The organism is Pseudomonas sp., from assembly GCF_002796985.1.
In the GTDB taxonomy this organism is placed as follows: domain Bacteria; phylum Pseudomonadota; class Gammaproteobacteria; order Pseudomonadales; family Pseudomonadaceae; genus Pseudomonas.
The window spans coordinates 167,729-180,381 of the sequence record NZ_PEKX01000008.1; the positions used below are offsets into that span (position 1 = coordinate 167,729).

Annotated in this window: 12 protein-coding genes and 1 pseudogene; 5 read left to right on the forward strand and 8 right to left on the reverse strand. The window is 67.5% G+C overall.

Translation table 11 applies throughout. The features are described from left to right. Nucleotides 1-5: 5 nt before the first annotated feature. The 3 genes and pseudogenes from CTR55_RS13370 to CTR55_RS13380 form a co-directional block, all read right to left on the reverse strand. Nucleotides 6-704, reverse strand: coding sequence for an anaerobic ribonucleoside-triphosphate reductase activating protein (locus CTR55_RS13370; RefSeq protein ID WP_296286854.1), 699 nt, complete (start codon nucleotides 702-704; stop codon nucleotides 6-8). Continuing rightward, nucleotides 701-2,917: pseudogene (locus CTR55_RS13375) on the reverse strand (ribonucleoside triphosphate reductase). The gene CTR55_RS13370 and the pseudogene CTR55_RS13375 overlap by 4 nt, the downstream one beginning before the upstream one ends. 157 nt (nucleotides 2,918-3,074) lie before the next feature. After that, nucleotides 3,075-4,505, reverse strand: a complete 1,431-nt coding sequence (locus tag CTR55_RS13380) for a PLP-dependent aminotransferase family protein (protein WP_296286856.1) — start codon at nucleotides 4,503-4,505, stop codon at nucleotides 3,075-3,077. Between the two features lie 253 nt (nucleotides 4,506-4,758). On the opposite strand from CTR55_RS13380, the gene cbpA reads away from it, so the two are divergent. After that, on the forward strand, nucleotides 4,759-5,727 hold the full coding sequence (gene cbpA, locus CTR55_RS13385) for a curved DNA-binding protein (protein ID WP_296286858.1): 969 nt from the start codon (nucleotides 4,759-4,761) through the stop codon (nucleotides 5,725-5,727). Beyond that, nucleotides 5,724-6,026, forward strand: coding sequence for a chaperone modulator CbpM (locus CTR55_RS13390; RefSeq protein WP_296286859.1), 303 nt, complete (start codon nucleotides 5,724-5,726; stop codon nucleotides 6,024-6,026). Before cbpA ends, CTR55_RS13390 begins: the two co-directional genes overlap by 4 nt. A 4-nt stretch (nucleotides 6,027-6,030) precedes the next feature. Here CTR55_RS13390 and CTR55_RS13395 read toward each other — a convergent pair whose 3' ends face one another. Next, nucleotides 6,031-6,786 (reverse strand): hypothetical protein, encoded by a 756-nt coding sequence (locus tag CTR55_RS13395; protein WP_296286860.1) that lies wholly within the window; start codon nucleotides 6,784-6,786, stop codon nucleotides 6,031-6,033. 159 nt (nucleotides 6,787-6,945) lie between these two features. Further along, the gene (locus CTR55_RS13400; protein WP_296286861.1) at nucleotides 6,946-7,506 is read right to left on the reverse strand and encodes an NAD(P)H-dependent oxidoreductase; all 561 of its coding nucleotides are present in this window, start codon (nucleotides 7,504-7,506) and stop codon (nucleotides 6,946-6,948) included. A 184-nt stretch (nucleotides 7,507-7,690) separates the two neighbouring features. On the opposite strand from CTR55_RS13400, the gene CTR55_RS13405 reads away from it, so the two are divergent. Genes CTR55_RS13405 through CTR55_RS13415 form a run of 3 tightly spaced genes read left to right on the forward strand, consistent with a single transcriptional unit; the run spans nucleotide 7,691 to nucleotide 9,784 of the window. Then, nucleotides 7,691-8,431 (forward strand): NAD(P)-dependent oxidoreductase, encoded by a 741-nt coding sequence (locus CTR55_RS13405; RefSeq protein ID WP_296286862.1) that lies wholly within the window; start codon nucleotides 7,691-7,693, stop codon nucleotides 8,429-8,431. Beyond that, entirely contained in the window at nucleotides 8,428-8,922 is a 495-nt protein-coding gene (locus tag CTR55_RS13410; RefSeq protein ID WP_296286865.1) for a cupin domain-containing protein, read from the forward strand. Before CTR55_RS13405 ends, CTR55_RS13410 begins: the two co-directional genes overlap by 4 nt. 22 nt (nucleotides 8,923-8,944) lie before the next feature. Further along, the gene (locus CTR55_RS13415) at nucleotides 8,945-9,784 is read left to right on the forward strand and encodes an arylamine N-acetyltransferase (RefSeq protein ID WP_296286867.1); all 840 of its coding nucleotides are present in this window, start codon (nucleotides 8,945-8,947) and stop codon (nucleotides 9,782-9,784) included. 2 nt (nucleotides 9,785-9,786) lie between these two features. Here CTR55_RS13415 and CTR55_RS13420 read toward each other — a convergent pair whose 3' ends face one another. The 3 genes from CTR55_RS13420 to CTR55_RS13430 form a co-directional block, all read right to left on the reverse strand. After that, nucleotides 9,787-10,416, reverse strand: a complete 630-nt coding sequence (locus tag CTR55_RS13420) for a hypothetical protein (protein WP_296286868.1) — start codon at nucleotides 10,414-10,416, stop codon at nucleotides 9,787-9,789. A 122-nt stretch (nucleotides 10,417-10,538) separates the two neighbouring features. Continuing rightward, the gene (locus tag CTR55_RS13425) at nucleotides 10,539-10,994 is read right to left on the reverse strand and encodes a DUF2214 family protein (RefSeq protein ID WP_296286869.1); all 456 of its coding nucleotides are present in this window, start codon (nucleotides 10,992-10,994) and stop codon (nucleotides 10,539-10,541) included. 164 nt (nucleotides 10,995-11,158) lie between these two features. Beyond that, complete coding sequence (locus tag CTR55_RS13430) at nucleotides 11,159-12,508, reverse strand: MATE family efflux transporter (protein ID WP_296286870.1); 1,350 nt, start codon at nucleotides 12,506-12,508, stop codon at nucleotides 11,159-11,161. Nucleotides 12,509-12,653: the final 145 nt, after the last annotated feature.

The following is a 12,653-nucleotide window of genomic DNA, read 5'->3' on the forward strand; positions in this document are numbered from 1 at the left end:
GTTGTTCAGACATCGCGCAATTCAAAGCTCGGGAATAGCGAGTGCAATTCGCGCCAGAGATCGGCCGCGCCCTGGGGGGGCGGTGTGGCGATCAGCTCGGGATCGAGCTGTCGCCCACTACGGGCCAGCTGCACGACGAAGTTATCCACACCCCTCTCGCGCAACCGCGAGGCCAATCGGCGCAGGCGCTCCAGGTCGAACAGCTGCCAGTGCACCGTCGTCCTGCATTCATGCTGCACGCCGCTGTCCAGCAGCAGGTCCAGGCTGCGCCAATTGGCCAGGCCGCTGCGCTGCACGCCGGTGATGGCGCCCATGTCTTCGGCCAGCCCCTTGACGTCGAACCCGACCCAGTCGGCATGGGGGAGTGCGCGGGCGAAGGCCTCCGGGCGGATGCCGGCGCTGTGCAGGCCAGCGCGGAACCCCATCTCGCGTACGCAGGCCATGGCATCGGGCAGCGCCTTCTGCAGCGTTGCCTCGCCGCCGCTGAACACCACCGCCTGTAGCAGGCCCTGACGTCGGCTGAGGAAGGCGAGGACATCGTCCCAGCGAATCTGGGCCTCGCCCCGTGCCGGAATCAGCTCCGGGTTGTGGCAGTAACGGCAGCGCCACGCGCAGCCCTGGCAGAACAGCACGCAGGCCAGCAGGCCGGGGTAATCGAGGGTGGTCAGGGGCACGAGGCCCCCGACCCTGAGGGCTGCGCTCATCGCGTCTCGCGGAAGTGGCGGCGTTCGCGGTGCTCGGACTGCTTGCCGGCGTTGAAGGCCGTCACCGGGCGGTGATAGCCCATCACGCGGGTCCAGACTTCGCAGCGTTGGCGCTGGCTTTCGGGCAGTTGGTTCGCGGTCATCGGTAGTGCTCCTTTTTGCGGGGATGAAAGTGAAAGGGTGAATCAGCCGCCACAGCCGCCGCAGCAGCTCTGGGTGGCGGCCTTCTGCAGCGCGGCTTCGTCGCAGCGGGGGCAGAACTCGTGTTCGCCGGCGAGGTAGCCGTGCACCGGGCAGATGGAGAAGGTCGGCGTCACCGTCAGGTAGGGCAGGCGGAAGCGCCCGAGGGCGGTGCGCACCAGGGTCTTGCAAGCCTCGGCGCTGGAGATGCGCTCGGCCATGTACAGGTGCAGCACGGTGCCGCCGGTGTACTTGCACTGCAGGGCGTCCTGCAGTTCCAGCGCCTCGAACGGGTCGTCGGTGAGGCCCACCGGCAGCTGCGAGGAGTTGGTGTAGTAGGGCGCTTCCGGCGTGCCAGCCTGGAGGATGTCCGGGTGGCGCTTCTGGTCCTCGCGGGCGAAGCGGTAGGTGGTGCCTTCGGCGGGCGTGGCTTCGAGGTTGTAGAGGTGCCCGCTGTCTTCCTGGAAGCTCACCAGCCGCGCGCGAACATGGTCCAGCAGCTCCAGCGCCATCTGCCGTCCGGCCTCGGTGTGCAGGCCCTCGCGGTCGTCGGTGAAGTTGCGCAGCATCTCGTGCAGGCCGTTCACGCCGATGGTGGAGAAGTGGTTGCGCAGGGTGCCCAGGTAGCGCTTGGTGTAGGGGTAGAGGCCGGCGTCCATGTGTTGCTGGATGACCTTGCGCTTGACCTCCAGGCTGTCGAAGGCCAGCTCCAGCAGGTAGTCGAGCTGGCGGTAGAGGCCGGCCGAGTCGCCGCGATGGCGGTAGCCCAGACGCGCGCAGTTGATCGTCACCACGCCGAGGGAGCCGGTCTGCTCCGCCGAGCCGAACAGCCCATTGCCGCGCTTGAGCAGCTCGCGCACGTCCAGTTGCAGGCGGCAGCACATGGAGCGCACCTGGTTGGGCTGCATGTCCGAATTGAGGAAGTTCTGGAAGTAGGGCAGGCCGTAGCGCGCGGTCATCTCGAACAGGCGCGTGGCGTTGTCGCTGTCCCAGGGAAAGTCGTGGGTGATGTTGTAGGTCGGGATCGGGAAGGTGAACACCCGGCCGTGGGCATCGCCGGCCTGCATCACCTCGATGTAGGCACGGTTGATGAGGTCCATCTCGGCCTGCAGCTCGCCGTAGGCGAAGGGCATTTCCACGCCGCCGATGTAGGGGATCTGCTCGCGCAGGTCTTCCGGGCAGACCCAGTCGAAGGTCAGGTTGGTGAAAGGCGTCTGGGTGCCCCAGCGCGACGGTACGTTGAGGTTGTAGATGAACTCCTGCAGCGCCTGGCGCACCTGTTGATAACTCAGCCCGTCCTTGCGTACGTAGGCGGCCAGGTAGGTGTCGAAGGAGCTGAACGCTTGCGCGCCGGCCCATTCGTTCTGCAGCGTGCCGAGGAAATTCACCATCTGCCCCAGTGCGCTGGACAGGTGCTTGGGCGGCCCGGCCTCGACCCGCCCCGGCACGCCGTTCAGGCCTTCGCTAAGCAGGGTGCGCAGTGACCACCCGGCGCAGTAGCCGGCGAGCATGTCGAGGTCATGGATGTGCAGGTCGGCCTCGCGGTGGGCGACGGCGAGGCCCTCGCTGTACACCTCGTCCAGCCAGTAGTTGGCGGTGACCTTGCCGGACACGTTGAGGATCAGCCCGCCCAGGGAATAGCCCTGGTTGGCGTTGGCGCGCACCCGCCAGTCTTCCCGCGAGAGGTACTCGTTCATCGAGGCGGCGACGTCCACCAGCGTCTTGCGCTCGCGGCGCAGGCGGCCGTGGCGCTCGCGATAGACGATGTAGGCCCGCGCGGTGGGGTAGTGGCCGGCTTCCATCAGCGCGCGCTCGACCACGTCCTGCACCTGCTCCACGTCCAGATCATTCTGCGCTGGCAGGCGCGCCAGTACGCGGCGGGTCAGTTCCTCGGCGTGGGGCGCGGTGAACTCACCGCTGGCTTCGCCGGCGGCAGCGATGGCGCGTTCGATCTTGCTCGCATCGAAGGCAGCCGAAGCGCCGTTGCGCTTGCGCAGGCTGGCGGGAAGAGGGGCGGTCCGTGTCAGGGGCATTGGCTTGATTCCACAACATGATGTGTCTCGACTTATTCAAGACAACAATATGTTGTGGGAATCTAACGGCATCGTCTGAAGGAAAATTGACCTCGGTCAACGTTCGGTGCCAGTCAATTTTTGCCATCGGAGGTATTGACCGCCGCATGCCCCGGAATCAGCCGATCAATGGCGCCAGCCGCTCTGCCAGGCGCCCGGCGAGGTTTTCGTCGGTGATGTTGGTGAAGCTCATGAGCAGCGCCGGCTCGCGCCTGGCTTCCACGCACCAGGCGTTCAGTGCCTGCAGGCCGAGGCCCTCGGCGTGGGCGCGGCGGGCGACGGCGAGGTCGTCCTGGGCCAGCGCGCCGATCAGGTGCAGGCCACCGGGCGTGTCGGCGAAGCGCAGGTGCTCGCCGAGACGATCCTCCAGGGCGCTGCGCAACCACTGGCGGCGCTGGGCGTAGAGCGTGCGGGTGCGCTTGAGGTGGCGGGCGAAATGGCCCTCCTGCATGAAATCGCACAGGGTCGCCTGCAGCAGCTCGGCGCAGCCGGAGGCGAACACCTGCTGGGCGCGTACGAAGTCTTCCACCAGCTCCGCCGGCACCACCAGGTAACCCAGGCGCAGGGCCGGATAGAGCACCTTGCTGAAGGTGCCGGTGTAGAGCACGCGGCCGGAGCGGTCGAGACTCTTCAGCGCGGGCAATGGGAAGCCGGCGTAGCGGTATTCGCTGTCGTAGTCGTCTTCGACTATCCATGCGCCGCTGCTGGCCGCCCAGTCCAGCAGGGCCAGGCGGCGCGGCAGGCTGAGGGCGACGCCGGTGGGGCTCTGCTGCGAGGGCGTGACCAGGGCGAAGCGTGCATCCGGCGCACGGGCGATGCCGTCTTCCACGCGCAAACCATCGGTATCCACCGCGACTGGCACCGGCACGCCGCCGGCCCGGCGCAGCAGCTCGCGGCCGCGCGGGTAGCCAGGGTCCTCATGCCAGAAGCGCTGGCCGGGTTCGAGCAGGGTGCGGCTGATCAGGTCCAGCGCGCCCTGATAGCCGGCGCAGATGAATACTTGCGCCGGGTCGCAGACGATGCCGCGGGAGACGCCCAGGTAGCCGGCGACGGCCTCGCGCAGCGGCCCGTAACCGCAGGGCTCCGGGTAAGCCAGCATCGCGGCGCTTTGCTGGCGCAGACGCCGTGCGCACAGCCGCGCCCAGAGCGCACGGGGAAAGGCGTCCAGCGCCGGTACGCCAAGCTGGAAGGGGCGCAGGCTCGGGCCGTGGGATATCAGGCCGGGCAGGCTGCGCTCGACGGTATCCGCTGCAACCTGCACTGACGGTGCGGGGGTGGTGCGTCCGGCCAGTTGCGGCGACACCACGGTGCCCGCCGGCCCGCGCGCCTGCAGGTAACCCTCGCTGGTCAGCAACTGATAGGCCAGCTCCACGGTGCCGCGCGCCACGCCCAGTTCGCCGGCCAGCCCGCGTACCGGTGGCACGCGCTCGCCGGGGCGCAGCGCGCCACGGGTGATGGCATCGCGGATGCGTTCGTAGAGCTGGCGGTAGATCGGCAGCTCGTGGCTCGAGTCCAGCGGCTGGCGGAGCGAATCGAAGGGCGCGGTCATGGCCTGGGTGTTTCGCGGTAAAGGGGAGAAATCGACTATGCCATGACCGGTATCAAGGCGTCTGTCGGGCGCAAGGGCAGCATCAGCGTCTAGGCTTGCTGGCAGTGTTGAAAAGCGGGCGCCGAGACTCCATCTGTGTCTCACAACCCGCTTTTCCACCTGTTCGCCTCGCAGTGCGCGCAGCGGCTCCGGCTGCCCGCGTGATTCCCCCATGTACCAGGCGCCGACAGGTCCAACCCATGTGAGGAGATCGATGGAATTCAAGGATTACTACGCCGCGCTGGGTGTCGAACCCGACGCTGACGAGAAGGCGATCAAGACCGCCTACCGCAAGCTCGCGCGCAAGTACCACCCGGACGTCAGCAAGGAGGCGGATGCGGAGACGCACTTCAAGGAAGTCTCCGAAGCCTACGAAGTGCTGAAAAACCCGGAAAAGCGCGCCGAGTACGATGAACTGCGCCGCTACGGCCCGCGGGGGCCGCAGTTCGAGGCGCCGCCCGGCTGGCAGCCACGTGGTGGCTTCGACGGCCCGTCGCCGGGGCATGAGCAGGACTTCAGCGACTTCTTCGAGCAGATATTCGGCGCTCGTGCTGGCGGCCCTCACGGTGGTTTCGGCGGCGCGCGCCAGCCGCAGCCCCACCGTGGCCAGGACATCGAGATGGAGGTCCCGCTGTTCCTCGAGGAAACCCTGTCCGGCGACAGCCGGCCCATCAGCTTCAGCCTGCCCAGTTACGACGAGTACGGCCGCAAGCTGCCGCCGCAGAACAAGACGTTGAACGTGAAGATTCCCGTGGGCACCGCCGATGGCGAGCGCATCCGCCTCAAAGGGCAGGGCGCGCCGGGCGTCAATGGCGGACCGGCGGGTGACCTGTACCTGGCGATCCGCCTGGTGCCGCACCCGGTCTTCGACGTCGATGGCCGCGACCTGATCGTCACCGTGCCGGTGGCACCGTGGGAAGCGGCGCTCGGCGCCAAGGTGGAAGTCCCCACGCTGAGCGGGCGAATCAACCTCGGCATCCCGGCCAACAGCCAGGCCGGCCAGCGCCTGCGGATCAAGGGCAAAGGCCTGCCGAACAAAGGCGAGGCCGCTGCCGGCGACCTCTATGCCGTGCTCAAGGTGGTGATGCCGAAAACGGCGGACGAAGCGACCCGCAAACTCTGGGAAGAACTGGCTGCCAAGGCGGCCTTCGACCCCCGTGCCGAATGGGGTAAACGCGCATGACGACGACAGTGATGGTGGTGGACCTCGACGAGCTCTGCCAGTCGGTGAACCTGCCCCGCGACGTGCTCGTCGAGATCGTCGAGGTGGGCATCGTGGAGCCCCGCGAACAACGCGCCGGGCACTGGGTGTTCGATTACCAGGCGGTCAGCGTGGTGCGCCGCGCCGTGCGCCTGCGCCGCGAGTTCGAGCTTGACTGGCCGGGCATCGCCCTGGCGCTGCGCCTGCTGGACGAGGTGGACGAGCTGCGCGCGGAGAACCGCTACCTGCGCCAGCGCCTGGCGCGTCTGCTGGACGAATAGGGCGCTACTGGGTGGCGGCCGCGCTGACGGCGTTCAGTGGGATGAACTGCACCAGGCCGAGGATCGGTGCGGCCAGGATGCCCTGCACGTAGTTGATGCCAGTGCGGCGCAGGCTTTCGTTGGTCATCTGCGCCAGCAGTTCCAGGCGGCCGATCATGCGCCCGAATTCGCGCTCGAAGGACAGGTTGCGCCCGGCGGCGCTGATCTCGTTGGACAGCAGCAGCGGCTGGCCCTGTTCATCGGTGCGGCTGGCCAGCAACCAGGCCGCCACCTCGATGTTCCAGGCGGCGTTGGCGGCCATCTGCGAGTTCAGCCCGCTGAGCAGGTGCTGCGTGTCGGTGCCGCCATACAGCTCGAAGAGCATGCTGCCGATGCCATAGATCAGCGCGCCGGCACGGTCGCCCTGGAAGCTCGGGTCGAAGGCCAGGGGCAGCGCGGCCACGGACTTCCGGCCGTCCAACCCCGGTAGCGGCTTTTGTTCAGTGATGGCTGCCATCACCTGCTGGTGAGCGGCTTCGCGCGAGGTGACGGCGGTTTTCTTCCATTCCCGCGGGTTGCGCTTGTAGAGCTTGTCCAGCAGCAGCGACAGGCTGGCGAGATTGTCGCGCATCGCCAGGTTGGCGGCGCGGTTGGCGTCGTTCTGCAGCATCTGGCCAGCGCTGAAGCCCATGCCGTCGACGTCCTTCTTCACCGGCGGTGAGGTGCAGCCGGCGAGCAGGGACAGGGCAAGGAAACAGGACGGGAGGGGACGCAGCAACATCGATGGGCCGGGCGCGGGAAACGGGCCTGAACCATGGCGTGGGTAAGACCGGGCGGCCAGCCGGAATGACGGTGAACCGCCGTCCCCGGAGCGGCGTGCGACCGGTTGCTCAGATTGGCAGGAGTGAAAAGCGCCGGCGATTGCCGGCGCCTGGATGGATCAGCGCGGCTGGTTCTGCTCGATCCAGTGCGAGAACGCATCGATGATGCTTTGCAGGAAGGGTTGGGTCTTTTCGGACAACTTGCCGGCTTCGTCGAAGAAGCCGCCAGCGCCGCCCAGGTAGGCTTCAGGCTGCTGCAGGACGGGCATGTTGAGGAATACCAGCGACTGGCGCAGATGGTGGTTGGCGCCGAAGCCGCCGATGGCGCTCGGCGAGGCGCTGACCACGGCGCAGGGCTTGCCGTTCCAGGCGCTCTTGCCGTAGGGGCGCGAGCCGACGTCGATGGCGTTCTTCAGTACGCCGGGCACGGAGCGGTTGTATTCCGGGGTGACGAAGAGCACCGCGTCGGCGCGGCCGATGCGCTCGCGGAAGGCGCTGTAGCTGGCGGGCGGGGTGCCCACGTCGAGCTCTTCGTTGTACAGCGGCAGGTCGCCGATCTCCACGATCGTCAGCTTCAGGTTGGCCGGCGCCAGTTCGGCGAATGCCTTGGCGATTTTGCGGTTCAGGGATTCCTTGCGCAGGCTGCCGACGACAACGGCAACATCGAAGACTTGGCTCATGACGACTCCTCAGGAACGGGGGTATTGAGCCGTTTGTTATAGACGATGAGCGTGACAATGCGTGGACATGGATCAAGGTTCTTCGATCATGTCCCAGTCGTTTGATGTGATCTTGGCTCTGTGGGGTAGGGCATGGCGTCGCTAGAGTGACAACACGTCCCAGCCACCCGACTCGAGGTTCCCCATGTGCATGAAAGTGTTCTTCGCTGGCGCCAGCGGTGCCATCGGCCAGCGCCTGCTGCCGATGCTGCTGGAACGCGGCTACCAGGTGCTGGCAATCAGCCGGTCCGCGCAGCGCGCCGCTGCGCTGGAGGCCGCCGGGGCGCGGGCGATGGTGCTGGACGTCTATGACGCCGAGGCCCTGCAGGCTGCCGTGGTGGAGTTCCAGCCGCGCTGGGTGATCCACCAACTCACCGATTTGCCGGTCGGACTTGACCCTGCCTTGATGCCTGCCGCCCAACCGCGTAACGCCCGTGTGCGCCGCGAAGGCACCGCCAACCTGGTGGCGGCGGCCGTTGCCGCCGGTGTCGAGCGCATGGTGGCGCAGAGCATTGCCTGGGCCTATGCGCCGGGTGAGCTGCCGCTGCATGAGGAACAACCGCTGGACCTGGGCGCCGAAGGCCCGCGCGCCGTCAGTGTCGGTGGCGTCGTTGCGCTGGAAGAGGCGGTGCTTGGCGCCCGGCCGATGGAGGGCATTGTGTTGCGTTACGGCCGGCTCTACGGGCCCGGTACGGGAGCCGATGCGGCGGACCCGAGGCTGGCCGTGCATGTCGACGATGCCGCCCGCGCCGCGCTTCTGGCGCTGGAGTGGGGCGCACATGGCGCCTACAACATCGCCGAACAGGACATCGAAATCAGCTCGGCCAAGGCGCGCCATCGCCTGGGCTGGCAGCCGGGTTTCCGCCTGGCGGGAGTACCGGCGTGAGCCTCGTTACCGGGCGCGAGGCGCGTACCGGGCTGGCGTTGGCCGCGGCTGTCGCCGTTGGCGCGTTGCTCTGGCAGCCCGGGTCGCGGCCGCTGGTGAGCCTTGCCGAAAGCCAGGCGGGGCATTCGACCAATGCGCGACCGGCCACACAGGTGACACGCCTGTCCTGCGAGCCGCTGGTCGACCTGCCCGGCAAGGTCATCACCACGCTGCAGGTGGATTTTCCGCCCAACGGTTTTACTCCTGCGCACCGCCACCCCGGCGCGCTGACCGCTATCGTGCTCAGCGGTCAGGTGCGCTCGCAGATGCAAGGGATGCCGGCGCAGACTTACCGTGCCGGCCAGACCTGGTTCGAGCCCAGCCGCGAGCTGCACCTGTTCGCCGAGAACCCCAGCGCCAGCAAGCCTGCACGCCTGCTGGCGGTGATCGTCAGCGACGAGAATTGCGGCCCGCTGGTGATCCCCGAGCCGACTGCCGACCACAGCCACTGATGCTTCGCGAAAGGAGATTCGCATGACCCCGTTCCCCCCCTTCAGCGCGACCCAGCTGGACGCGACCCTGGCACGTCTTGGCCTGCCGTTGCAGCGCCCGGCTCCGACGCTGGAGAACCTCGACCGGTTGATTGTCGCGGCGCTGCATCACCTGCCATTCGAGAACCTCGACGTGCTGCTGGAGAAACCCATTCTGATCGAGCCGGATGCGGTGTTCGCCAAGGTCGTCGAGCGTCGGCGCGGCGGCTACTGCTTCGAGCTGAACAGCCTGTTCGCCCGCCTGTTGAGCAGCCTGGAGTACCGGGTGACGTTGCTGGTGGCGCGGGTGCGCTGGGGCCTGCCGGCGGATGCGCCGCTGACCCCGCAAACCCACTTGCTGCTGCAAGTCGACCTGCCCGAAGGCCCGCACCTGGTGGATATCGGCTTCGGCGGTCCGGCCTCGTCGAAAGCCCTGCCGTTGCGACTGAACGAGGAGCTGCCGGGCGGCTGGCGCATCGCCGGTGAAGCCCAGGGTGAGCTGGAGATAGCGATACGCTCGGCGTCCGGCTGGCAGACGCTGTACCGCTTCACGCTGGCACCGCAGCACTGGGCCGACTATGGCATGCGCAACTGGTACACCTCGACCTACCCGCAGAGTGTGTTCCGCAACTCCCTGCGGGTGGCGCTCAGCGAGGAGGGCGCGCGGCTGTCGCTGTTAAATGGGCAGTTCAGTCGGCGCAGCGCGGAGGGTGAGGTTGAGCAGCGCAGCATCGTCACTGCCGACGAACTGCTGAGCGTGCTGCGCGAACGCTTCCATCTGCGGCCGGAGGCGGCGGACAGCGATGCACTGCATCGCCGGTTGGGGCGACTGCTGGAGGCGTAGGCTTATTTGCCTGCGGCGGTGGCCGGTACATCCGGTGCCATGCCGATGGCCAGGCGGATGATGCGCCCCGGCAATTCATCGCGTTGCAGCGAGCCACCCGGAGCGCTGTCGAACCAGTTGCCCATGAGGTCAGAAGCATGGCATTGCAGGGTGCGCTCCTTCATCAGCAGATCGCCCGGCGCAGGCTGCCGCCAGCGACACTGGCCGTCGAAGATGCGCACGCCCTTGTCCGGCATGCGCTGGGTGCTGTCGGCAAGGCGCTCGCGGAAGTCGAGGGTGGCGAAGGCCAGGTCCGGTGCTGTCGGGCTGCTGGTGTGATCGGCGGAACTGCCGTCGAGCTGGATCTGGATACGACTGAGGTCCCGCGTGCAACCGCCTTCGCGCGTGCTCAGCGGCACCTGGAAACTGACCCGGCGCGGCCGCTCGTTGTGGCCCGGCGTCTCGAAGATGCGCTGGGTCACCGTCCGGCCTGCCGCGCCCGCGCAGTTGGCGCCGCTGTACTGCGCATCGCCGGTGAGCTTGAAGTTGCCGGGCAGGTCAGCTTCCAGGGTGAATTCATTGCTCGCACAGCCGACTAGAGCGAACAGCAGGCAGGAGCAGAGCAGGGAGTGGAGCGAAGCAACGGGTGACATGGACATATCCGGCGGCAGCGGTGCGGGCTGCGCGGGAGCATCCATGGGTCAGCGTTGCGACTGAATCGGCGTATTCGGATTGCTCGGTAGGAATTCTGTACTTCCAGGCGTTCGGAGCCAGCTCAGCCAATCATCCCGAAACCTCGCGCCATCAAGGTCGCCAGCAGCGGCAGGATCATCAGCGCCAGCAGCTCGACGCGGATGGTCATGATCACCAGCTTGGCCCGGCGCTCGCTGGGCTCCGGAACGCGTCCGGCCTTCAGCTCATTGCGCCAGTTGAGGAAGGTCATGGTCGGCAGGATCGACAGCAGCGCCACCAGCACGAACAGGCCGATCTTGGCGTGGAAGAGACTGTTGTGCAGGTAGTAGTCGGGGCCCTTGGCGAACCAGACGACACGCGCCGCGCCGGTCAGCAGCACGACGCTGGCGCAGACGCCGTAGGCCAGGTCGACTATCACCAGGCTGCGCGCCCGCGACAGGTCCAGCGGCAGGCGGAACAACTGGTGCTCCAGCACCAGCAGGGCGAACAGGATGAAGATCGACAGGTAGTGCAGGTACGCGGCAATGGCTTGGGCCATGGGGTGGGTCCTTCTGGTGGGGCCTTCTGTGTGGATAGCGGGAGTGGATGGCACAGCCGGTTCAGGCGGTGGCGGGCGGAACCTTGAGAGCCACCGGCGCGCGCTCGCCGTGTCTGGCACTGTAGAAGGCGCCCTTTGCGCGTTCCAGCGTGCCAGCCACTTTTTCAGGCGCCAGCCGGCACCTGCCAGGCGTCCCGGCGGGTCAGCCGCCAGGCGTACAGCCCGAGGATCAGCCCGCGCAGCAGCATGAAGCAGAGGAAGGTCAGCCATAAACCGTGATTGCCCAGGGGTTGCAGCAACAGCCCCAGCGGCAGGCTGGCGGCGCAGGCCAGCAGCATGGCGTTGCGCATCTCGCGGGCGCGGGTGGCGCCGATGAACAGGCCGTCGAGCAGGTAGCTCCACATGCCGATCAGCGGCAGGCAGGCGAGGTACGGCAGGTATTGGTCGGCGGTGGCGCGCACTTCCGGTATGTCGCTTTGCAGGGCGATGAACAGGTGCCCGCCGAAGCTGAACAGGACGACGAACAGCAGGCTGGCGATCAGCGACCAGCCGCACGCGACTACCAGGGATCGGCGCAGCGCGGTGCGGTCACGACCGCCGATGGCGTGGCCGCACAGGGCCTCCACGGCGTGGGCCAGGCCGTCGAGAGCGTAGGCGGTGACCATCAGGCCATTGAGCAGCAGTGCGTTGGCCGCCACCGTCGCCGCGCCGAGGCGCGTGCCCTGCACCGTGAGCAGAAAGAACACACCTTGCAGCGCCAGGCTACGGATGAAGATGTCGCGGTTGACCATCAGCAGCGGCCGCCAGCTCGCCCAGGCGCGCAGGCGCGCCCAGTCCGGCTGGCCGGGGAAGCGCCTGAGCGCGCCACGGGTGAGCGCCAAGCCCAGCAACGCGCCGCCCCATTCGGCGGTCACCGCGGCCTTTGCCGCGCCGGCCACGCCCCAGTCCAGGCCCAGCACGAACCACAGGCTGAGCACGATGTTGATGAGGTTGGTGGTCAGCAGGATCGCCAGCGGCGCGCGGGCGTTCTGCGTACCGAGGAACCAGCCAACCAGCGCGTAGGTGGACAATGCCGCCGGCAGGCCGAACAGGCGAATGTGGAAAAACTCGCGGGCCAGCGAACCCAGTTCGGCGGAGGGCTGCATCAGCGCCAGCGCAGGATCGGTCAGCGGTAGTGCCAACAGGCCGAGCAGCAGCGCCAGGCCCAGCGCCAGCAGCAGTCCCTGGCCGAGAATCCGTCGCAGCGCGCCACCGTCGTCGCGCCCGGCCGCCTGGGCGGCAAAGCCGGTGGTGCCCATGCGCAGGAAACCCAGCACGCCGACCAGCAGCGTATAGAGCCCGCCGCCCACAGCGACGGCGGCCAACTGATGGGCATGCGGCAAATGGCCGACGACCGCGCTGTCCACCAGGGTCACCAGCGGCACGGAAACGTTGGAGAGGATCATCGGCGCGGCAAGCGCCCAGACGCGACGGTGGGTCGGCGAGTGCCGCCAGGCTTCGAGCAGGGGATTCATTCGGGGCTCCTGAGCTGGCGCGCAGTATAGCGAGCCGGCTCAGACGCGGGCGTCACCTGTAGGAGCGAGCTTGCTCGCGAACCTGCAAGGCACGGTGCTATTCGGTTCGCGAGCAAGCTCGCTCCTACGAAAAGCACAAAAGACG